Below are 22210 nucleotides of genomic sequence, written 5' to 3' on the forward strand. Positions count from 1 at the left end.
CCCGCTGTTCCTCGCCGTGGACGACGAGGGCCGACTTGCTCGACTGGGCTTTGTCGGCGGGCGTTTCCCCGCCGAGCGGCATGCGCGCGAGGGAGACCGGGAGGACCCGGGCGCCTGCGCCCACGTCGCCGAGCAACTGGACGCCTACTTCCGACGCGAGCGGACGCGCTTCGAGCTGGAGCTCGCCCTCTCGGGCACCGAGTTCCAACTCGCCGTGTGGCAGTTGTTGCAGACGATCCCGTACGGCGAGACCACCACGTACGGGCAGATCGCCACACGGCTGGGGCGCCCCGACGCGAGCCGCGCCGTCGGCGCCGCCAACGGCGCGAACCCGATCGCCATCGTGATTCCGTGCCACCGCGTCATCGGCGCCAGCGGCGCCCTCACGGGCTTCGGAGGCGGCCTCCCGCTCAAGGCAAGGCTGCTGGAACTCGAGCAAGGCTCCCTGTTCGATTGAACTTGAGAGCGCGCGACTTGACTCTGGGAGTGCGCGACCTTGGTCGCCGCCCTGAACCCGAGCGGCTTGCCGCGAGTCCCGAAGACTCTGGGAGTGCGCGACCTTGGTCGCCGCCCTGAACCCGAGCGGCTTGCCGCGAGTCACGAGCGCCGGGCAAGCCCGGCGGAACGAAGGCGACGCGCAAGCGCGCGCACTCCCACGTGGAACGAAGGCGTCGCGCAAGCGCGCGCACTCCCACGTGGAACGAAGGCGGCGCGCCGCGCGCACTCCCACGTGAGGCCTAGGGCCGGCCGTAGCGCAACGCGCGAAGGACGGTGTCCTCCACCACGACGAACGACGGGAACCGCAGGAGGTCCAGGGCGCGGCGCAGCTTGGAGCCGCGCGGTGAAACCACCCTCAGCCGAACCTGCGCGGCGTCGGCCATGGCGCTCACGCGCTCCAGGGCTTCGAGGCCGCGGGGATCGAACGCCTCGACCCGGGTGAGGTCCAACACCACGACCTTGGCGCCCGTGAAGACCTCGGCCACCTCGGGGTCGCCGAGCAGGGGGCCGTCAAGCGTCCCGAGGACCTCGACGAGCGTCGCGCGACGCAACGCGCGCACGCAAATTTGAAACGGATGAGCAACGGTCAACGCCATGATCGCTCGGGGGTCCTTCCCCTCCTCTTGGACTCTTCTTCCACAGGTGTTCGTTCAGCCATCCCGTCAATCCTCGTAGGACAACAGCCCCTCGACATCGCCGTCCGCCCGGAGCGTGCCCCCCACGACACTGTGCCTCAGGGTCCCGCCCACGCGGACGTCCGCCCCGGGCAACACCACACAATCCTCGAGGCGCCCGCACGCGACGGATGCCCCTTCGCCAACCACGACGCCGGGCCCGACCTCGCCGCTCGCCCGAGCCCCCTCGGCGATGAGCGATCCCCCCTTCACCAGGTAGGCGCTGGTGGCCAGGAACGAGTCCAGGGTTCCGGTGTCGAACCAGTCGCCCGTGTACACGCCGGCGAGCACCGTCTCGCCGCGGTCCACCAACGTCTGGATCGCATCCGTGATCTCGTATTCGCCCCGCGCGCTCGGCTGGAGGGTGGGGAGCACGCTCCAAATCTGGGGACCGAAGAAGTACATGCCCGCCATCGCCAGGTTCGACTCCGGCTGCGAGGGCTTCTCCACCAACTTCACGATGCGCTCGCCGTCCACATTGGCAACCCCGAAACGCGACGGGTCTTCCACGGGCTTGACGATGTTGAGGTTGGCGCACCCCGACTCGGTGAACCGCTTGGCAAACGCTTGAAATCCCTCGCTGTACATGGCGTCCCCGAGGTAGAGGACGAACGAATCGCCGCCCACGAACCGCTCGCAAAAACCAGCGGCATGGGCCAGACCTTTCGGCTCGGTCTGCCTCACGTAGCTCAGACTCACGCCGTACGCCGAACCGTCACCCAGCGCTTCGCGCATTTGGGGTTCGGTTTCGCCGACCACGATGCAGATCTCCGTCACCCCGATCTCCTTCAGGCGATCGAACGCGTACTCCAACGTCGGGCGGTTCGCCAGAGGCAGGAGTGGCTTGGGGATGCGATGGGTGACGGGGTAGAGCCGCGAGCCTTTTCCAGCGGCGAGAATCACTCCTTTCACTACCCTTAGAATACCTGCGGTACCATCTGGGCGTGCGGCCAGCCATGGATCGGCGAACCCTCTTCGGAGTGCTTCTGCTCCTCGTTGCGAGCGGGTGCAGGGAACCTGCGCCACCACCTTACGCCACCTGGACCCCCGCCCCGTCCCCGCCGGTGGTCGCGGGTCCCAACGCGTTCGACGCCTACGCCGAGGCGGCGCTTGCGGCCGAGGCGGCCACGAAGGCCGCGGAAGCCAAAGACCCCTCCCGCGGCGACCTGCTGACCCGAGTCTATTTCACCCCGGCCCTTCGACGGGACGCGCTGGCGGTGGTGGCCGGCCCGCTCTCCCGCTTGGAGCAGGCGGTCTCCCAACCGTGCACGTTTCTCTTCGTCCCCCGCAAGCCGTTCGAGAAAGCGCCCTATCAAGCGGGCTGGCGGCTGCTCGCCCGCTGCATGCTCTGGAAGACCCAGGACGCGCTCGTCGAGGAGCGTTGGGACGACGCCATCCGCGAAGCCGTGGACTTGATGAAGTTCGGCTTCGACCTCACGCAAGGGGGAGCGACCGACGCATCGCTCGGGCTGGCCGTCATCAACGAGGCGCGCGAGGCCTTGGCCCCTTCGCTCGACCAGATGCCGGCGGCAAGCCTCAACACGCTCTCCCTGCGCGTCGGCAACCTTCTCGAAGCCGCACCCGGACTCGAACCCATGATCGCCAACGAGCGCCTGCAGATGCTCGGCGCGGTCCAGTTCGTCCAGGACGCGTATCGGGACCGCACCCTGGCCGAGTTGGAGGCCAAGCTCGGGTCCGATGTGAAAAACGCCGTGGAGTATTTGGACGCGATGCGGCCCAAGGACCGGAAGGAGCGGCCCGGCTACTTCCAGGGCTTCGCGCAAGAGGCCGAGGACCATTGCAACTGGCTTCGCCAAGTCGCCGCCGTGCCCGCTGCAGAACGGAAGTCGATCGGCGACCCAAAGACCGTGGAGCTGAGGCCGTGGCGGCGTCTGGCCAAGCAGTTCTTCCTCGCCGCGGACCCCCTGCTGGACGTCCACGACGCGACCCTCGCCCGCACCCGCCTCCTCTGCCTGGAGGCCCAGATCCAGCGAGCGATCAAGTCCACCGGCTCCGCTCCCAAGGATTTGTCCGAGTTTCGCGCGGATCTTAAGACAGATCCATACACGGGACAGGAGTTCGTGTACCGGGCCGCCGGAGGGGTGTACTCTCTTTACAGCGTGGGGCCCGACTTCGAGGACGACGGAGGGGACACCGACGAGAGTTTCACCACCCCCGACCTGAGGTTGGAACGCGCACCCGGGTAGCACGCCCAGCTAGCACGCCCGATGAACGGGCGTGGCACCCGAACCGACCAAACGACCCGAACCGAACGAACCCCGAAGGTCGAACCCCAAGCAGAGGTGCCACGCCCGTTCAGCGGGCGTGTCTACCCAGGCCAAACGGCTTGCAGCGCCTCTGCGAACAGCTCGTTCTCTTCGGGGGTGCCGACACTGACCCGCAACCACTGCGGATGCCCCAGCCCCCGCACGATCACGCCCTTCCGCAACAGGCCGTCGAGCACGGGCGCCGCTGGGCGGCCGAGATCCGCGAACACGAAGTTTCCGTAGCTCTCGCACGGCTCGACTCCCACGGCGCGGAACGCGCCGGCAATGGTCTCCAGCCCGAGCCGGTTGTTCTCGATCGTTCGCGCCAGATGCGCCTCGTCGTCGAGGGCGGCCATCGCCGCGGCCTGGGCGAGCGAGTTCACCGAGAACGGCTCGCGAATGCGGAAGAGCGCGTCGGCGATCACGGGCGGGCACGCCGCGTAGCCCATGCGGATGCCCGCCAGCCCATACGTCTTGCTGAACGTGCGCATGCCCACCACGGGGAGCCCCTCGCGCACGTCCTCCATGCTGTCGGGGAAATCCTCCAGGTGCGCGGCGAACTCGAAGTACGCCTCGTCCAGCACGGCCAGCGTCGTCTTGGGCAGATCGCGCAGAAACGCGCGCCACTCGGTGCGGGTCACGACCGTCCCGGTGGGGTTGTTGGGGTTCGCCACGAACACGAGCTTCGTGCGCTCGGTGACCGCTTTCGCCATCGCGGACAGATCGTGCCGGAACCGCGTGTCCAGCGGGATCTTCACGAGCCGACACGGGGCGATCTGGGCCGCCGCGTCGTAGCGGACGAACGACGGATTGCCGACCATCAGCTCGTCGTCCGGCCCGAGCAGCGCAAGCCCGAGCAGGTGAATCAGTTCGTCGCTGCCGTTGCCCAGCACGATCTGCTCGTACGGCAGCGCATGGCGCTTGGCCAGCGCTTGGCGCAAGGCGTAGCCGGACGCATCGGGATAGAGGTGCATCTGGGCCGCGGCGTCGGCTGCGGCCCGAACGGCCTTCGGGGACGGCCCCAGCGGGTTCTCGTTGCTCGCGAGCTTGATCACGCGCTCCAACCCAAGTTCGCGCTGGGCCTCCTCGATGGGTTTGCCCGGCGAGTAGGGGTGCATCTTCAGCACGTTCGGACGGATCATGGCTCCGTTGTACCCGTGAGTCGGATCAGCGGACGGTCCGCATAAAGTCGGACGCGACGAACGCGCGCTCTTCAAACCCAGGACCGCGCCAGGCGGCCTCGAGGCCCATGCCGCCCGTCGCGTTGAAGTAGGCGAGTTCGAACGGGTGGGGGCCCTCGCCGAGCGCGATCACGCCTTGCTTCGCCTCCATCCCGTGCAGCCCGTCGTTGTCCACCACCAACCGGTTGGCGATCCAGAGGCGGCTGCCGTCGTCGCTGGTCAAGCGGAACGTGTAGACCCCCTCCTTGGGAACGATGAGATAGCCGGTGAACCGCAGGGCGAAGTGCTCGTCCCGCGTCCGCTCGTCGAGGGATGGAAGGGCGCAACCCTTGCTGCTTGTCGGGGAGGCCTGATCGAGATCGACCAGGCTTTGCCAGCCCTGATCGTAGACGTCGCACCAGAGCCCGGGCCAAAGGGAGGGCCGCGGGGGTCCGGAGCCCACGATCTTCGAGCGGTCGAAGCGCGTGAGATGGAGCGTCGCCGGCCACAATCCCGACTTGCGGGCCCGGAACGCCAGCGCGGTGACCGTCGCGGTGCGGTCCACGGTGAACGGGCCCTCGTACCGCTTCGATCGCGCGTTCGGCGTGGATCCGTCCAGCGTGTAACGGATGTCGCAGCCCGGAAGGTCGGCTTCCAGATGCACGGTCGTTTGCTCCAGGAAATCCGTTTCGTCCGCCTTCGCGATGACTTCGGGCGGGGCGCAGTAGAGCTCGAACGACGCGATCGTCGGCTGCTGCTTGCAATCGAGGACGCTCAGCCGCACGGCGTCCGCCGTCACCGGGGGCAGGCGAAGAATCCGCTTGGCGCCGATGGTCGTGCCTCCCTCAAACGCCGGCTTCCAACTCCCGTCCACGCGCACCCAGATCGAGAACGACTTGACGCGCTGCCCGTAGGCGATCGCCTCCTGCAGCACCACCCGATTGAACACCTGAGGCGATCCAAGCTCGATCGTGAGCCCGTCGCGCGGTGCCGCGCCGGCCCAAAAGGTGTCGGGATTGCCGTCGGTCGCGTTGGCCGCAGCGTAGGTCTTGGCCTCGGAGAAGGTGCCCGTCGCGACGACCGGCCGGCCCCGCGCAAGGTCGTGCTCGAAGATCCGGTCAAGGGCTTGCTTGAACTCGCGAAGCCGCTTCACGTCGGTTTCGTGGATGAGCCCCCTGCGGTCCGGCGGCACGTTCAGCAGCATGGACCCGTTGCGCCCCACGGAACCGTAGTAGATGTCGAGCAGCTTCTCGAGCGACTTCACCTGACCATCCTGGGACGCGTGGTAGAACCAGCCCGGCCGAATCGAGACGTCGCACTCGGCGGGCACCCAGTGCGAACCGTCCTCGTGGCCTTGCGTGAGCTGCTGGGATAGGGGCGTCCCGGGAACGAACAGGTCCCGGTTCAAGGTGCTCCAGTTGGTCTCGCCCGCGTAGCCCGCTTCGTTGCCCACCCAGCGAATGTCCGGCCCGGCGTCGCTGAAAATGACGGCGTTCGGCGCGTGCAGGCGCACCACGTCGATGAACGCGGGCCAGTCGTAGACTTGGCGCTTCCCGTTCGGCCCTTCGCCGTTGGCCCCGTCGAACCACACCTCCGAGACCTCGCCATAGCCGGTGAGCACCTCTTCCAGGCAGTTCTTGAAGACCTCGTTGTACTCGGGCGTTCCGTACAGCGGGTGGTTGCGATCCCAGGGCGAGAGATAGACGCCCAGCTTGAGACCCGCCTCGCGGCACGCGTCGCTGAGCTCGCGCAGCACGTCGCCCTTCCCGCCCTTCCAGCCGCTTTGGGCGACGGTGTGGGTGGACTGCTTCGACGGCCACAGGCAGAAGCCATCGTGGTGTTTGGCCGTGAGGATGACCGCTTTGAAGCCCGCGTCCTTGAACGCGCGCACCCACTGCCGGCAGTCGAGCTGGGTCGGTGCGAAGACCTTGGGGTCCTCGCGCCCTTCGCCCCACTCGCGGTCAGTGAACGTGTTGGGGCCGAAATGCACGAACGCGTAGGTTTCGAGCTTCTGCCAGGCGAGCTGTCGGGGTGAAGGAACGGGGAACACCTTGGGCAGGTCGCGCGGCAATTGCCCTCCCGCCATCGTCGCGAACCCCGCAAGAAGCAGCCACTCGACCATGTGGGAACGATACCTACACGTCGTTGCTCGTTTGTCGTTGGTCGTTGGTCGTTGGTGAGGCTGCCAGGCCTACAGTTCGAAGCCGACGGCCACCGGTTCGGCGTCGGGATCGGGCAGGCGCTTCAGGATCTCCCTCGCGTCGACGGGATCCACCACTTGATCGTCGCTCACGATGCGGCCGTCGCGGAACCGGACGATCCGCTTCGTGTGCTTGGCGATCTCCTCTTCGTGCGTCACGATCACAACGGTCTTGCCTTGTCGGTTCAAGTCCTGGAACAGGGCCATGATCTCTTCCGAGGTGCGCGTGTCCAGGTTGCCGGTGGGCTCGTCTCCCAGCACGATCACGGGGTCGTTCACGATGGCGCGGGCGATGGCCACGCGCTGCTGCTGGCCTCCGGAGAGTTCGTTCGGGCGGTGGTCCATCCGCTGGGCGAGCCCCACGGTCTCCAAGGCCTTGACCGCCAGCTCCTGGCGGTTCTTCACGCCCGCGTACATGAGGGGCAGCTCCACGTTCTTGAGGGCTGTGGTGCGCGGCAGGAGGTTGAAGGTCTGGAAGACGAAGCCGATGGAGTGGTTGCGAACTTCGGCCAGCGCGTTGTCGTCCAGACCCGACACATCGGTGCCGTCGAGTTTGTAGATGCCCGAGGTCGGCCGATCCAAGCAACCGACCAGGTTCATGAACGTGGACTTCCCCGAACCGGAGGGGCCCATGATCGCCACGAATTCTCCCGACTGGATCGTGAGGGTGGCCCCGCGCAGGGCGTGGACGACCACATCGCCCATCACGTAATCCTTGCACAGGTCGACGGCTTCGATCACGCGCCGGCCTCGCCCGCGATGGGATCGCCGGTCGCGACGCGAAGGCGCACGTCGGAGATGAAGTAGTCGTACACGGCTTCGACGTAGTTCGATTCGGCCGTCACGAGACTGACCAGGGCGGTCGACACGGTGACGATGTTCGTTCCCGCCGCGCCAAGGCGCTGGGCCTCGACGGCAGCTTCGTAGTTCTTGCGCGCGGCCTCGACAGCCAGCTGCGCGGCCCCGACGCGCTCGGTGTTCTGGACCAACTCCGCGTGGGCCGCTTCGATCTCCGACTCCACCGCCCTCTCGCTTTGGCTCAAGGAGCTCTTGCTGGCCTCGAGGGACGCCTTCGCCCCGCGCGCCGCGGCGCGCGATTGGCCGCCGTCGAAAAGGGGCAGCGACACCAGAAACGTCACGAAACGGCCGTCGGCCACGTCGGGTGTCACGCTGCGGTTGTAGGTCGCATCGAGCGTCCACGTGAAGCTGGCCTCGCGGTCGGCGCGACTCGCGTTCGAGCGGTCCACCTCGACGCCCAGGCGCTCGGCGATCAGGTCGGGACGCTGCCTCAGACCCCGCTCGACGAACGTGTCGAGGGATGGCACCTCCGCGAACACCTCCGGCTGAGGCTGCGGCTCGAGCGGGGGCAGGGGCTTTTCGACGTTCCACACGATCGTCGCCTTGAGCGCCGCCTGTGCCGTGCTGCTTCGGTTGCGGGCGACAAGCTGCTGCACCTTCGCGTTCAGGTAGTCGGCCCGTGCCTGGTAGACGTCCTTTTCAGGCGCGTCTCCCACTTTCACCTGGGCCTCGGTCTGGGCCAAGACCTTCTCGGCACGCCCGACCTGGGCTTCGGCGACTTTGAACAGCTCGTCGGCGCGCAGCGCATCGTAGTACTGCTGGTGCACGGCGAAGAGGATCTGCCGCACGGTCTGGATCGAGCTCTGGACCTGCGCCTCGGCGGAGGCCCGGCTCGCTCCGAGGCTCCAGTTGCGCTGGCCCGAGTCAAGCAGGCGCCACGTCGCGGAGATTTCCGACTGGCTCCCGTCGCTCGTCACGGCTCCGGGGAAGTTCGGTCCGGTTTGGCGCGAACTGTCCCACCGCCAGACCGGCGTGACCATCGGATAGAAAGCGCCGAGGGATTGGTCCACCCGACTCTTGGCCGACTGCACGTTGAGAAAGGCGGCCCGCACGTCGCCGTTTCGTTCGCGCGCCATCCTCAGGGCGTCTTCGAGCCCGAGCTTGTCTTGCGCCCACGCCGAGCCGCTGCCAGCCAAACACGCCAATAGGCCGAGCCGCACAAGTGAAGTCCACCGCATCGCTCCTCCAAGATACCGCCCCGCCAGCCTCCCGCTGAGGCTTTGGGCGGGGCTAGCCCCAAATCAGGTCGGGACGGAGCACCATGGTCTCGTCGCGATCGGGTCCGACGCTCACGATGGCGACCGGCGTCTCCGTGAACTCCTCCACGAAGCGGAGGTAGGCTCGCGCCTCTTCCGGCAGATCCTGCAGCGTGCGTGCGTCGGCGACGTCCTCGCTCCAGCCCGGCACCTCCACGTAGTTCGGGGTGAGGCGTCCCAAGTCCGTCGCGTCCGCCGGCACGTGGTCGACCGTTTCGCCGTCCAGCGAGTAGGACGTGGCCACCTTGAGGGTCTTGAATCCACGGAAGATGTCGAGCCGGGTCATGATCAGCCCGCTCAGCGAGTTCAACCGGCAGCTTTGGCGCAGGACGACGAGATCGAGCCAACCGCACCGGCGCGGGCGGCCGGTGGTCGTCCCGTACTCCTTCCCCACGCTGCGGATGCGCTCGCCCGTGGCATCGTCAAGCTCCGTCGGGAACGGTCCCTCGCCCACGCGCGTGGCGTACGCCTTGCACACGCCGAGCACCGAGTCGATATCGCGGGGGCCCACCCCGGTTCCCAGACACGCCCCACCTGCGACCGGGTGGCTGCTCGTCACGTACGGATACGTGCCCGAGTCGAGATCGAGCATCGCCCCTTGCGCGCCTTCGAACAGAACCCGCTTGCCGCTTCGAACGGCCTCCTGCAAGATGACGTCGGTGTCCTCCACGTACGGGCGCAGGCGATCCGCGTAGGCCGAGTACTCGTCGAAGAGAGGGTCGAAGGCCAAGGGCTCCTCGCCGAACATCTCGAGGAGCCGGTTCTTGTAGCCGAGCACCTCGCGCAGGCGGGTTCGAAACACCTCGGGACGCACGAACTCGCTCATCCGGATGCCGAAGCGCGCGACTTTGTCCTGGTACGCCGGCCCGATCCCGCGCGACGTGGTGCCGATCTTGTTCTCGCCGCGCGCGTCCTCTTCCAAACGGTCCAGCATGCGGTGGTACGGAAACACCAGGTGCGCGCCTTTGCTGATCAGGAGCGTGCCCAACTCCGGTTGTTGCGCGCGGGTCGCGTCCAGCTCGGCGAGCAGCCCCTTGGGGCAGATCACCATGCCACTGCCGAGCACCGCGGTCACGTGGGGGTGCAGGATGCCTGCCGGAAGGAGATGGAACTTGTACTCCTCCTTCCCGATGATGACGGTGTGCCCCGCGTTGTTCCCGCCGCTGAAGCGCGCGACCACGTCGCTTTGCGCCCCGAGCACGTCCACCATCTTGCCCTTCGCCTCGTCGCCCCACTGGGCGCCGACGATCACCAGAGTCGCCATGTCGTTTGCCTCCTCGGAGGTTCGCAAAACAAAAACCGGCGACCCTCCCGTCGAGGATCCGCCGGCCTGCTCAGCCGTTGAGCCTTATCTCAACCCGAACAGTATCGCACAAACCACAAACGACAAACCACAAACCAGGCCTTACTCTTCCTTCGGCATCCAGTGGCCCATCTTGGTGCGTTTGGTCTCCAGATACTTCGCTCGGGCCTTGGCGGGTGCGGCGACGAGGGGGACGTGTTCGACGATCTCCAATCCGTAACCCTGCAGCCCCGACACCTTGGTGGGGTTGTTGGTCATCAGGCGCAATTTGCGGAGCCCGAGGTCGGCGAGCACTTGGGCGCCGAGGCCGTAGTCGCGGAGATCGGGCTTGAAGCCCAGCGCCTGGTTCGCCTCCACGGTGTCCATGCCCTGGTCTTGGAGGGCGTACGCGCGAAGCTTGTTGAGCAGGCCGATCCCGCGGCCCTCCTGCGCGACGTAGAGCACCACTCCGCGACCCTCCCGCTCGATGATCTCCAGCGCCATCGCGAGCTGGTCGCCGCAGTCGCAGCGAAGGGAGCCCAGCAAGTCGCCGGTGAGGCAGCTCGAGTGCACGCGCACGAGCACCGGCTCCTCCGTGCACACGTCGCCCTTGACGATCGCCAGATAGGGGTGGGGCTCGACCGTCGTCTCGTACCCGTACAGGTCGAACTCGCCGAACTTGGTGGGAAAGGCGATCGGGCCCGCGACGCGCGTCACCAGGTTCTCGTGCTTGCGCCGATGCGCGATCAGGTCCGCGATCGTGATCGTCTTCAAGCCGTGCCGCTGGGCGAAGGCCGTCAGGCCGTCCACCCGCATCATCGTGCCGTCGTCGTCCAAAATCTCGCACAAGACGCCCACGGGTTTGAACCCGGCCATGACCGCGAGATCCACTGCGGCCTCGGTATGGCCGGAGCGCCGCAGCACGCCTCCCCGCTCAGCCTTCAACGGGATGATGTGGCCGGGTCGCGCGAGATCCGACGGGACGGCCAGATCGTCGCAAAACACTTCGACGGTGCGCGCGCGATCGTATGCGGACACGCCCGTCGTGGTGCCGTGGATCGCGTCGACCGTCTCGCCCATCGCGGTGCCGAGCTTGGCGGTGTTCTGCTTGGTCATCATCGGAATCGCAAGCTGCTCGAGGCGCTCCTCGGTGGTGGGGATGCACGGGACGCCACGGCCGTGGCGGATCATGAAGTTCATCGCTTCGGGCGTGCACGTCTCGCCCGGCATGATCAGATCGCCCTCGTTCTCCCGGTCGGGATCGTCGATCACGATGATCATGCGTCCCGCCTTCAGATCTTCCAGGGCGTCGGGAATCGAGGCGAACTCCATGGCCCTATTGTAGCTTCCGGTCGAGGGCTGGCGCCCTGGACCGGAAGCTACTCGTTCTTTGTCCTTGGTCCTTCGTCCTTGGGGTGTCAGTCGGTGATCTTGAACAGGGACGGGTCGACCTTTGCGCCGAGCTCCATCTTGTCGATGCGCACGTCCATCTGGATGTTGGTCTTGTCGTCGATCGGAGAGACGACGGTCCGCATCATCAGGAACGTCTTGGGATCGATGAAGTAGCGCACGAACACGTTCTGCTCCTTCGCCGTCTCCTCGAGCACCGTCCATTCGCTGCCCTTCCACTTCTCGCCCTTGACGATCTTGAAGGTGCTCTGCTTCATGTTCCCGCCCTCGGCGGTGGAGAGCTGCCGCTTCCAGTCCCAGAAGTTGAGCGTCTCGAGGTTGACGGGCAGGGCCTGGACGACCATTTGGACGTCGTAGTTCTGCTCCACCTTGCCGGTGGGCAACCCCTCGACCACCATCTTCTTCCCGTCGGTTCGGAACGTCACTTCGGCCGCTCCGGCTGCCTCGAAACCCTTGACCTTCGCGTAGATCTTGTTCGGGGCGAGGTAGGAGACCTCGGTGATCACCTCGGCTTCGCCCAGGGGTCCGGGAATGATCGAGTGGGTCGTGAACTTGGCCGACTTGGCCGACTTGTACACGCCGGTCATCTTGGCGAGCAGGGCCTCGACGTCCTTGTCGGCGCCGAAAGACACGGCGCTCAGGGCAAGCAGCGTCGCGAGGGAGAGCAGTCGAATTCGCATACCCCCTCGTACGCTCCTTGCGGAGCCGAGGTTACGCGGGCTGGGTCAAAAGTCGCCGGAGATCAGTCGTCGAACTCCATCCCGTCGACGAACAACTCGAGGAAGTTGCAGCTCCGGCACATGCGTCCGTAGATCAACCCGGTGCCGCGCCCCGCGAGCTTGCTGGCCTCCGAGCGTGGTTCGAGTTGGAAATTGAGCCGATGCAGGTGGCTGTCGCGCACCCACCCCATCTCCACCTCCTCCGAGCCGCAACGAGCACAGGGCCCCGAGACTTGGGGGACGGTGAAATCGCGGTGCACAGCCATGGTTCGCTCCTTGCGCGGTCAGCTTTTCCGCGCGGTGGTGGAGCTGACGTGAGGCTTCTGGGTGTTGATCACGCCCTGCTCCTCCCGGATCTTCCTACGCCTCAGGAGCGCCTCCCGAGCCAAATGGAGGTGTTCGAGGGCCTCGGCGTTCTCCGCGCACGCGAGGTCGCGCCCCTGGAAGTCGAGCAGACGATTGACCACGACCTCCAGCACGTCGTCGATCCGGCAGCCGTTGATCCCAACCTCGTTGGGATGGCCGTGCTGGAAGACGATCTTGATGAACGGTTGTTCGACGATCGCCGAACTGCCGTCCAAGCTTCGAAACTTGTCCATGTTCTCGCTCATAGGTTCTCCCGCGCGGATTCCTGTTTACCCGGTTTCGAGTCCGCGGCCGGCGCCCTCACGCGCACGGCATGGATCACCACGGACTCGCTCTTGCCCTTGAACATTTGCGGCCCCAGACACTCGAAGGCCAGCGTTTCCTGGGGTGCCAACGCCAGCCGAGCGGCGTCGGAAGCAAGGAAATCCTCGCCCAGGGCCGCGCAGACGCCGGTGATCCGGGCCGTGGTGTTCAGCACATCTCCGTGAAACACGATTTCGCTCTTGATCTCGCCGACTTCGGTGGCCACGACCGGCCCGCAGTGCAGGCCCGCCTTGAACCCGGGAAAGTGGCCGTAGCACCGCAAGTAGTGAGCACGCCTCGCTTCCAGCGCGTCGCGCATCAGGAAGAAGCAGCGCGCCGCGTTCGCCCGCGCCGCGCCGCGGTCCATCCGCCAAGTCAACACCGCCTCGTCTCCGATGAAGTGGCTGACCTCACCCCTCGTCTTCACCACCGGGTCAGTCAAATCCTCGAAGAAATCCCTCACCAGAGCGCTGAACTTCTTGTTTCCGAGCTGCTCGGCCAGGGTCGTCGAATCCTTGAGGTCGAGGAACATGAAGAAGCGTGGCTCCTCGCTTGGCTCGTGGTACCGGCCCGTGACCCAGTTCCAGAGCACGCCCGGGCCCATCTTGCGGGAGATCTGGTAGATCCCTCCGATCGTCACGGCGAACACAAAGCAGGCGGCTGCAGGCCCAAGAACCGCACCGGAGACCAGGACCTGGCCAAACTGCCTCAGATATCCGGGATCGAAGGGGCTCACGTCGTTGAGGTGCGCGATGAACACCCAGAGCGAGACCGAGAACGACGCGGCGATGACGACCATGTAGAGCAACGCTTGGCCCAGGACCGTCACAACGAACGAGCGGTGGCGCATCTTCGGCCGCACCCACGTCGCGGCGATGAACATCAGGATCGAGAACGGCACGGCGAAGAGCGGCACCGTAAACCAAAGCGGTACGCCCCGCATCTGAGGGACCACCAGAGCCGAGCTCGTTGCGAACCCCACTGAGATCGCGAGGTTGACCAGATACGCTCGGAGAAGAGGGTGCATGGGCAGGCCCTAGCCCGGCAGGACGGGTTCTTCCGGCGTTTCGGCCGCGTGGGCGGCGCGCAGTTTCGAGACCTTCTCCTCGAACGCGCCGAGGGGGCGCCCTTCCAGAGCGACCGGACGGCCCTCCAGCATGGCGGCAAGCGCCTCGCACTCGGCCCGCGAAAACGTGACGGCACCCAGAACGTGCTCCTCAAACGCCTCGTACGCAAGCGGCGCCACGGCCTGAGCGCAGCGCGCCATCGCCTCGGCGTACACCCGGATCTCGTACTGCGCGTGCGCGTCCATCCGCAGTCGCAGGAAGTGGAAGAGGTTGTGCAGATCGATCTGCCAGTACCACTCGGTGTAGAGGGAGTTCGGCAGGTTGACACGCGCCAGTTCGCGCGCGACGTTCATTTCGAGCAGCTTCTCGTAGTTGGCGTAGGTCTCCCTCTGCTCGCGCTCCAGCGCCTCGATGATCGCCAGCGCCTGATCGGCCGGCAGAGCTTCTGCGCGGCCCTGCTTGTTCGACTCGCTCTGGGCGCACACGTGCTCGGGATCCGGCAGATAGAACTCGTCCCGCATGATCGAGTAGCGTCCGGAAATCTCGTTCAGCCGCGCCGTGCGGTGGCGAACCCATTGCCTCGCCACAAAGATCGGCATCTTCGTGTGGAACGTGAGCTGCACCTGCTCGAAGGGCGACGTGTGCGCGTGCTTGAGCAGGTAGTGGATCAGTCCCCGATCCTGGCGGACCGTCTTGGTTCCGCTTCCGTACGAGACGCGCGCGCTCTGCACGATCCGCGCGTCGCCGCCGAGATAGTCCACGAGCCGCACGAACCCCTTGTCCAGGACCTTGATCTCCTGGTCCAACATCGCCTCGGCCGCCTCCACGATCATCCGTGCCATGGCTGATTATAATTCCCCTATGGCGCCCCTCACGCAGTGCTCCCCCATGAACCGCCTCCGCGGTCCCCTCCCGAAACTCGGGATTCGCCCGACGATCGACGGCCGCTACGGCGGCGTGCGCGAGTCGTTGGAAGAGGTCACGATGGGCATGGCGCGGTCCGTGGCCGCTTTGGTCCAAGGCGAGGTGCGCCACGCCTGCGGACTGCCGGTCGAAGTGGTGATCGCGGACACGTGCGTCGGCGGGGTGGCCGAAGCGGCCGAGTGCGCGGCGAAATTCGACCGGGAAGGTGTGGGCGTCTCCCTCACCGTGACGCCGTGCTGGTGCTACGGCAGCGAGACCATGGAGGCGGACCCGAAGCGCCCCACGGCCATCTGGGGCTTCAACGGCACCGACCGGCCGGGCGCCGTCTATCTTGCGGCGACCCTTGCGGGCCACAACCAGAAGGGGTTGCCCGCGTTCGGCATCTACGGACGCGACGTGCAGGACCTCGGTGATTCGACCATTCCCGCGGACGTGCGCGCCAAGATCCTCCGCTTCGTCCGCGCCGGCCTCGCCGTGGCCACGATGCGCGGGGCCTCGTACCTCTCGATGGGCGGCACGAGCATGGGAATCGCCGGGTCCATCGTCGAGCCCGACTTCTTCCACTCATGGCTGGGGATGCGCACGGAAGCCATCGACATGACGGAGTTCGTGGGCCGCATCGAGAAGGGGATCTTCGACGAGGAGGAGTTCGCGGCGGCGCTGAGCTGGGTGCAGGAACGCTGTCCCGAAGGCAAGGATTGGAACTCGAACCCGCGATCGCGCGCGCAGAAGGACGCCGACTGGGAGACGAGCGTGAAGATGGCGCTCATCGCGCGCGATCTCATGGTCGGCAACCCGCGCCTGGCCGAGAAGGGATTCCGCGAACAGGCGCAGGGGCACAACGCGTTGGCCGGCGGATTCCAGGGCCAGCGGCAGTGGACCGACCACTTCCCCAACGGCGATTTCATGGAGGCGATCCTCTGCTCGTCGTTCGACTGGAACGGCATGCGAGAGCCCTTCATGCTCGCCACGGAAAACGACGCGCTCAACGGCGCCTCGATGTTGCTGGGGCACCTGCTCACCGGCACCGCGCAGATGTTCTCCGACGTGCGCACCTACTGGTCTCCGGATGCGGTGCGGCGGGTGATCGGGCGCGATCTCACGGGCCACGGCGAGGAGGGGTTCCTTCACCTCATCAACTCGGGCCCCTCGCCGCTGGACTTCACCGGCGAGCAGTTGGCCAGCGGGAATCCGACGGTGAAGCCGTGGTGGGACGTAACTCCGGGGGATGCCCAGGCGTGCCTCGACGCGACCTTGTGGTGCCCCTCGATGGTCGAGTACTTCCCCGGCGGCGGCTGGTCCACGGACTTCACCACGCGCGGCGGCATGCCGGTCACCATGTTCCGAATCAACCTCGTGAAGGGGCTCGGTCCCGTGCTCCAGATCGCCGAAGGCATGACGATCGCCCTTCCCGACGACATCCACAAGACCCTCGACGAGCGCACGAACCCCACGTGGCCCACGACGTGGTTCGTGCCTCGGGTGACGGGCAAGGGGGCGTTCCGAGATGTGTACACGGTCATGGCGCACTGGGGCGCGAACCACGGGGCGATATCGGCGGGCCACATCGGTGCGGACCTCCTGACGCTCGCCTCGATGGTGCGCATTCCGGTGGAGATGCACAACGTGGACGAGGCGGACGTGTTTCGCCCCACGGCGTGGCACCGGTTCGGCGGCGGCGAGGATTCGTACGGGGCCGACTACCGCGCCTGCGCGGCCTACGGGCCCCTCTATTGACGCAGCGGACCCGTGTGGGAGTGCGGCGATTCATCGACAGTCGCAAAACCCTGGGTGCCATGCCCCCTTGGCGGGTGTGCGGGGGCTTTCGGCTACAACCTTGAACTCACGCCCGTCCAGCGGGCGTGGCACCCGGAGCCCTCCACTGCAGTTTGCGACAGTCTCTTCATCGACGCTCTCTAGAGGTCGACGAACGAGATCAAGAGGCGGCTCATCCGGTTCTCCCGTCTCCGAAACCGGTTGGTCAGGAACAGGGTCCCTGGCACGAACCTGCGCCGCCAAAATCGCCTCAGTTCGTTTCGCATCCGCACCGACGGAGCCTTGCGTTCCCGGCGCCGCTTCTCGGCCCTCCGGCTCGTGGATCGAAAAGGCTGGATCAGGCTGGCCGAGGCGGTGGGATCGAGAAACTCGAACTCGGCGAACTTGGCCTGGACGGCCACCCCCGGAACCGCCTGGTACGTTGTGAGAGCCAGCGCGGGATCGAACAACAGGATGTCCACCGCGTCCTGGTAGGTCGGGAACGCCTCAAGCGCGAAGCGGGCGCACTCGCGCGACATCAGATAGGCGCTGGCGTCGATCGTGCGCTGCATCAGCCGGTAGAGGGCGAGCGGCCCCATCCGGAGGTCCGGCACGTCAGCAAGGTAGATCGGTTTGTCGTAGCTGTTGAGCTTGACCAGATCCACCTCGGAGCGCTCCTCCAAGACCCGCTCGCAGATCTGGACGAAGCCCTTGGCGAGATACACGTCGTCCTCCAAGACGCACCCGTGCCGGCTTTCGCTCTCCGCGATCAGGCGCCAGACCTTGCGATGGCTCTCAAAACACGCGATCTCCGGCGCGGCCAGCCGCCGCGCTCCGTCGACCGCGGGACTCACGCACTCAAGCTCCTCTTCGGTGAGAGTGGCGCCGTCCACGGCGGGCACCCGAACCGGGTCGAGCCCACGGTCGGCGCAGAGGGCTTGCATGAACTGCCACCGCTCGGGCGAGCGGTCGAGATTGATGACGTAGCTGTCCACTACTTCCGCGGCAGCAACGAGGGCGCGCAGGCCAGGTTGTAGGCCATGACCGCCGAATTCGTGCTCGACTGCACGAGATACTCGGGGATCGCATACTCGAGGCGGTCGTTTTGGGTGTGCCACGAAAAGCCATAGTCAGCGCGGCCCGTCTCCATGAAGAAGAATCCGGGCACGCCCTTGGCCAGGAACGAGGCGTGGTCGCTGCCGCCGCCGCGCAGTTCTGGAACGGCGTTCACGGTCTGCGGCAGGTCGGGGAACGCCGCCGCCATGGGTGCGAGCGCCTCTTTGATCATCGCGACCTGGCTCTCCAGGCACGACACGCCGCCCTGGTAGTTCGTCCCTCCGTCGTCCACGAACACTGCGGAGATTCCGTCAAGTTCTGAGGCGTGTTTCTCTACGTAACCCGCGGATCCCAGGAGACCCTGCTCCTCGCCGGACCAGAGCACGAAGCGAATCGTGCGCTTGGGCTTGGCTCCGCTTGCCACAAGGATGCGGGCGGCCTCGAGCATCACCATCGTGCCCGTGCCGTTGTCCACCGCTCCCTGCGAGCCCGGCCCGTTCCACGAGTCCAGGTGCGCGCTGAAGATCACGAACTCGTTCGGCTTCTCGGTGCCCGGGATGTCCGCCACGACGTTGTAGACGGGCTGGGGCCGCAAGAACCGGTTCTCGACGTCGAACTCCAAGACCGTTTCGCGACCGAACTCGAGGTTGCGCACCATCCGGTCCCAGTCGCTCCTTCGCACCGTGAGGCGGACGTCTTTCGGCAGGTGGTCGCGCGACACGTCCTGGAATCGACCGTGCGTGTGCACTCGTTCATCGGCGGAGCCGTAAATGCGGCCGGCGATGCCCGCGGCGTCGAGTTTGGCCTGCACGGCCCGCCACTCGTCGCTGTCCACGGCCTGGGGCCCACGCATGGTGACCGGCGCGCGCATCACGATCCATGCGCCCTGGTAGAGAGCAGGGTTCTTCTCGAACTCGGCGAGGGTCGCGGGCTCCATCGCGGCAGGCGCGCGTACAAGGCCCTTGGTGCCGGCGGTCCACGCGTTCGTGGTGAATTCGATCGGGACGTCGAACGGCTTCACCATGCGTGCGAACTGCCGCGGTCCCCGCTCGAACCCGACCGGCACGACGCCCCATTCCTCCAGGTGCACGTTCTGCAGCCCGAACTCGCGGAACTTGCCCGCGGTCCACTCGCAGGCGCGCTGAAGTTGGGGCGAACCGGTCAACCGCGGCCCGATGCGCTGGGTGAGGTACGTGAGGTGGCGCATCACCTGGTTGTGCTGCTTGCCCTCGTCGAGAATGCGCGCGATCGTCGCGGCATCGCCTTGGCCGAGGGCGAAGGGGGCCACCCATGCGGCAAGCAGGGCGACGGAAAGGCCTCGTAGCTTCATGGGAGCAAAGTTACCCCGGCCTCGCCCGGGCCGGGGAAAGACGCACGCAAAGAACGCCCCAGGCCCAAGGCCCAAGGCCCAAGAACAACCGGGCCCAAGGACCAAGGACGAAGGACCAAGAACGAACCCTACCGTCCGGCCGGAGGCGGCGTCGGGCGTGGGAGCAGGGTCGGTGCGCACGCGACGATGTACGATGCCGCCGCACTGTTCGTGGACGACTGCACCAGGTACTCGGGGATCGCCTTTTCATACCGGTCGTGCTGCGTGTGGTGCACGAAGTTGTAGTCCGAAGTTCCGGTCTCGAACCAGAAGAATCCGGGCACACCCACGGCGTTGAACGACGCGTGGTCGCTGCCTCCGCCAGGCGGAATGCGGTCTCCGACCCGAATCTGCATCGGCATGTCCGGGAACGCGTCCATCGCCGGCTTGAACGCCTGCGCCAGCATCGATTCCATCTCCTTGGTGCACGACACGCCACCCTGGTAGTTGGTGCCGCCGTCGTCCACAAACACCGCCGAGATCTTGTCCATCTCGTCCTTATGGGCCTGCACGTAAGCGCGCGAGCCGAAAAGGCCCTGCTCCTCGCCGGTCCACATGATGAAGCGGATGGTCCGTTTCGGCTTGGCGCCGGCCTTCATGAGGATGCGCGCGGCCTCGAGCGCCACCATCGTGCCCGTGCCGTTGTCCAACGCGCCCTGCGATCCGGGGCCGTCCCACGAATCGAGGTGCCCGCTCACGATCACCACCTCGTCCGGGCGCTCGGTCCCCGGGATCTCGGCCACGACGTTGTTGAGCTGGCGCGGCCCCTTCACAAAACGCTGCTCCATGTCGAATTCGAGCTCGACGTTCTTGCCTGCGTCGATCTGTTCGAAGATCGCGTCCATGTCGCTCTTGCGGATCGTCGGCCGCACCTCGGTGGGCAGCGCGTCCCACGTGATGTTGTAGCGGCCGCTGGTGAGGACCAGCTCGTTGCGCGAGCCCGACACGATTCCCGCGATGCCGGCATCGGCCACCGCCTCCTGGACCTGCTTCTGCTCGTCGGTGAGCTGGGGACCCCGGCGCCCCCCGGCGGCGGTGCGCCGCAGGACCCATGCGCCCTTGAGCGAGTCCTTGACCTTCTCGAAGTCGGCCATGGTGGCCGGCTCGGGAACGGCCTTGCCGCGGACGGGCCCGTTGGTGCCCGGAGTCCATGAGGGCGAGGTGAATTCGAAAGTGCGCTCCACGGGGGCCACCATCTTCGCGGACTGGCGCTTGCCGCGCTCGAAGCCCACTTCCCACTCGCCCCACTGCTCCAGGTGCACGTTCTGGAGGCCGTACTCCCTAAACTTGGACATGGTCCATTCGCAGGCTCGCTCAAGCTGCGGCGAGCCCGTGAGTCGGGGGCCGATTTCACTGGTGAGGTAGGCGAGATGCTGCATCACCTGGTTGTGATTCTTGCCTTCGTCGACGATCTTGGCCACGGTGGCGGGATCCGCCTGTCCAAAGACAAACACCCCCGCCGCCGCAACGAGCAACGTTGCGGAAATTCGTTTCATAATTCCTCCGAAGGACACTACGTTCGACAGGTCCCGAATCGCTCCTGCGTGGCGGGCACGGATCGGGCCTTTTGTGCGTTCTTACCAAATGATGGTGCGCTGGTCGGTTCCCCTGCTCTTTGCCCTCCTGGTCGCCGGTTGCCGCATGGATCCCTCGGCCGACGTCGTCGGGACGTGGGGAGTGGATTTGGCAAGTTCGAAGCTTCCCTCGACCAGCCCCGAGCAGGTCCTTTTCGCCCAAGCCGCCCTTTCGACCGTCCGCGTCGAGATCCGCGCGGATGGCTCGTTCGAGTTGAACTTGATGAAGTCCCAGAAGGGGACATGGAAGTACGACGGCGAGACCCTGTACCTCTCTCCCGAGTCAGGTTCCCGGGGCGCCCGGTCGCTGCGATTCATCGAGGGCCAAGGCGAAGTCAAGATGCGGTTCCTCTCGAAGGAAAACCGCTTGGAGTGGAAGCTCGAGAGCCCGATCAACGCGACCCTGCGGCTGATGCGTGTCGCCGAAGAGACCAAGGCTTAGGGCCACGCCGATGCTCGTCGACGTGGCCTTCAAAAGCGCGGCTAGCGCCGCCGCCGTCGCGCCAAGAGCCCCATGCCCGCTGCAAGGACGAGCATCGTCATCGGCTCTGGGACGGCAAACCCGGTCACCACGACGACCTGGTCTCCACCACCGAAGGTTGAGAAGAGGAAGTCGCCGGTCAGGGGGTCGATGTAGGCGCCCTCCGCACCCGAGAGCCCGACCATGAAGTCGCGCCGCGTTCCAACGATGGGATCTCCGTTGGCGTCGACTTCGTAGGTTGCGACGTTTCCGGCGGAGTACTCGGACACGATCATGCTGGGGGTCCCAAACAAAGCCGATCCGATCGGAACGTAGGCAAATCCCTCCGGCCCGCCGCCCAGCGTCGCCGTTTGCGACACGCCGACGAGATCGAACGTTCCAGAGCCGTCCGGTGTCACCGTCGCATCGTAGAATTCACCACCGCTCCACGAGACCAACTTCACGCGGCCGGCGCCCGGTTGCCCCGTCGGCACGAAACTGATCGCCGCGTGGGACCCAGCGACCCCCAGGGCCGCCATGTCGATCACTTTGTCGGGGGTCGTGCTGCCGAACTTGTATTGGCCCAGTTCGTTGACCGGCCAACGCGAGGCAAACAGCACGCCGTTCGGGCCGTAGGTCACGCCGCCGTCGTTGTATGGCGCCTCGGCGAAGACCGTCGCGGTCCCCGAAAACCCGTTGATATGGCCCGACCCGTCGCGCGTGATGCCGATCTCATAGAGTTGGCCTCCAGCGGTGTTGGCCGAGCCGCCGATGAGCAATCGGTCCGTCGTCCCCGCCAGCAGGGTCAAACCCCCGTAGAGGGGAACCACACCTGGGACCGATCCCAGAGAAGTGAAACTGTAGTTACCCGAATAGTAGGGATCGATCGTCTGCGCGCCGGCGGTCGCCTGCAACGCCAAGAGACCCAACATCGCCATGGGCACCCGAACGTGATTCTTGAACACTTTGAACCTCCTTCCTCATGCAAACAAATCTGTCAGTACAGATCACC

Annotated in this window: 19 protein-coding genes and 2 pseudogenes; 4 read left to right on the plus strand and 17 right to left on the minus strand. The window is 66.2% G+C overall.

Translation table 11 applies throughout. From position 1 onward, the window contains the following. The first annotated feature begins 103 nt into the window (after positions 1-103). A pseudogene (locus M9921_09210) lies at positions 104-457 on the plus strand (methylated-DNA--[protein]-cysteine S-methyltransferase). 280 nt (positions 458-737) lie between these two features. On the opposite strand, the gene M9921_09215 reads toward M9921_09210, so the two are convergent. Continuing rightward, entirely contained in the window at positions 738-1094 is a 357-nt protein-coding gene (locus M9921_09215) for an STAS domain-containing protein (GenBank protein MCO5297023.1), read from the minus strand. A 66-nt stretch (positions 1095-1160) separates the two neighbouring features. Then, on the minus strand, positions 1161-2084 hold the full coding sequence (locus M9921_09220; GenBank protein MCO5297024.1) for a sugar phosphate nucleotidyltransferase: 924 nt from the start codon (positions 2082-2084) through the stop codon (positions 1161-1163). Positions 2085-2116: 32 nt separating this feature from the next. Between M9921_09220 and M9921_09225 the strand changes: the two genes are divergently transcribed. Next, on the plus strand, positions 2117-3379 hold the full coding sequence (locus M9921_09225; GenBank protein ID MCO5297025.1) for a hypothetical protein: 1263 nt from the start codon (positions 2117-2119) through the stop codon (positions 3377-3379). Positions 3380-3501: 122 nt separating this feature from the next. On the opposite strand, the gene hisC is transcribed toward M9921_09225, so the two are convergent. From hisC to thyX, 11 genes and pseudogenes are all read right to left on the minus strand, one after another. Beyond that, positions 3502-4581: a histidinol-phosphate transaminase gene (hisC, locus tag M9921_09230; protein MCO5297026.1), complete on the minus strand. Its 1080-nt coding sequence runs from the start codon at positions 4579-4581 to the stop codon at positions 3502-3504. Between the two features lie 25 nt (positions 4582-4606). Then, the gene (locus tag M9921_09235; protein ID MCO5297027.1) at positions 4607-6721 is read right to left on the minus strand and encodes an alpha-L-fucosidase; all 2115 of its coding nucleotides are present in this window, start codon (positions 6719-6721) and stop codon (positions 4607-4609) included. A 168-nt stretch (positions 6722-6889) separates the two neighbouring features. Continuing rightward, a pseudogene (locus tag M9921_09240) lies at positions 6890-7450 on the minus strand (ABC transporter ATP-binding protein). A gap of 86 nt (positions 7451-7536) precedes the next feature. Beyond that, entirely contained in the window at positions 7537-8835 is a 1299-nt protein-coding gene (locus M9921_09245) for a TolC family protein (GenBank protein MCO5297028.1), read from the minus strand. Between the two features lie 52 nt (positions 8836-8887). Then, complete coding sequence (locus M9921_09250) at positions 8888-10177, minus strand: adenylosuccinate synthase (protein MCO5297029.1); 1290 nt, start codon at positions 10175-10177, stop codon at positions 8888-8890. 141 nt (positions 10178-10318) lie between these two features. After that, the gene (locus M9921_09255; protein ID MCO5297030.1) at positions 10319-11527 is read right to left on the minus strand and encodes a bifunctional 3,4-dihydroxy-2-butanone-4-phosphate synthase/GTP cyclohydrolase II; all 1209 of its coding nucleotides are present in this window, start codon (positions 11525-11527) and stop codon (positions 10319-10321) included. An 86-nt stretch (positions 11528-11613) separates the two neighbouring features. After that, positions 11614-12285 carry a hypothetical protein gene (locus M9921_09260; protein MCO5297031.1) on the minus strand — a complete coding sequence of 224 codons (672 nt, stop codon included), beginning with the start codon at positions 12283-12285 and terminating at the stop codon, positions 11614-11616. A 62-nt stretch (positions 12286-12347) separates the two neighbouring features. Continuing rightward, on the minus strand, positions 12348-12590 hold the full coding sequence (locus tag M9921_09265; GenBank protein MCO5297032.1) for a hypothetical protein: 243 nt from the start codon (positions 12588-12590) through the stop codon (positions 12348-12350). 18 nt (positions 12591-12608) lie between these two features. Further along, positions 12609-12923, minus strand: coding sequence for a hypothetical protein (locus M9921_09270; protein ID MCO5297033.1), 315 nt, complete (start codon positions 12921-12923; stop codon positions 12609-12611). Between the two features lie 8 nt (positions 12924-12931). Then, entirely contained in the window at positions 12932-14020 is a 1089-nt protein-coding gene (locus M9921_09275; protein ID MCO5297034.1) for an adenylate/guanylate cyclase domain-containing protein, read from the minus strand. A 9-nt stretch (positions 14021-14029) separates the two neighbouring features. Then, complete coding sequence (gene thyX, locus M9921_09280) at positions 14030-14902, minus strand: FAD-dependent thymidylate synthase (GenBank protein ID MCO5297035.1); 873 nt, start codon at positions 14900-14902, stop codon at positions 14030-14032. 19 nt (positions 14903-14921) lie between these two features. Between thyX and M9921_09285 the strand changes: the two genes are divergently transcribed. Further along, entirely contained in the window at positions 14922-16721 is a 1800-nt protein-coding gene (locus tag M9921_09285; GenBank protein MCO5297036.1) for an L-fucose isomerase, read from the plus strand. 179 nt (positions 16722-16900) lie between these two features. Here the strand turns inward: M9921_09285 and M9921_09290 are convergent, their stop codons facing one another. The 3 genes from M9921_09290 to M9921_09300 form a co-directional block, all read right to left on the minus strand. Further along, positions 16901-17734, minus strand: coding sequence for a glycosyltransferase family 25 protein (locus M9921_09290; protein MCO5297037.1), 834 nt, complete (start codon positions 17732-17734; stop codon positions 16901-16903). Further along, the gene (locus M9921_09295) at positions 17734-19125 is read right to left on the minus strand and encodes a M20/M25/M40 family metallo-hydrolase (protein MCO5297038.1); all 1392 of its coding nucleotides are present in this window, start codon (positions 19123-19125) and stop codon (positions 17734-17736) included. The genes M9921_09290 and M9921_09295 overlap by 1 nt, the downstream gene beginning before the upstream one ends. A gap of 128 nt (positions 19126-19253) precedes the next feature. After that, positions 19254-20660, minus strand: a complete 1407-nt coding sequence (locus tag M9921_09300; GenBank protein ID MCO5297039.1) for a M20/M25/M40 family metallo-hydrolase — start codon at positions 20658-20660, stop codon at positions 19254-19256. Between the two features lie 88 nt (positions 20661-20748). Between M9921_09300 and M9921_09305 the strand changes: the two genes are divergently transcribed. Beyond that, positions 20749-21180 (plus strand): hypothetical protein, encoded by a 432-nt coding sequence (locus tag M9921_09305; GenBank protein MCO5297040.1) that lies wholly within the window; start codon positions 20749-20751, stop codon positions 21178-21180. A 41-nt stretch (positions 21181-21221) separates the two neighbouring features. Here the strand turns inward: M9921_09305 and M9921_09310 are convergent, their stop codons facing one another. Next, complete coding sequence (locus M9921_09310; protein MCO5297041.1) at positions 21222-22163, minus strand: PEP-CTERM sorting domain-containing protein; 942 nt, start codon at positions 22161-22163, stop codon at positions 21222-21224. Positions 22164-22210: the final 47 nt, after the last annotated feature.

The organism is Fimbriimonadaceae bacterium, assembly GCA_023957775.1.
GTDB lineage: Bacteria > Armatimonadota > Fimbriimonadia > Fimbriimonadales > Fimbriimonadaceae > JAMLGR01.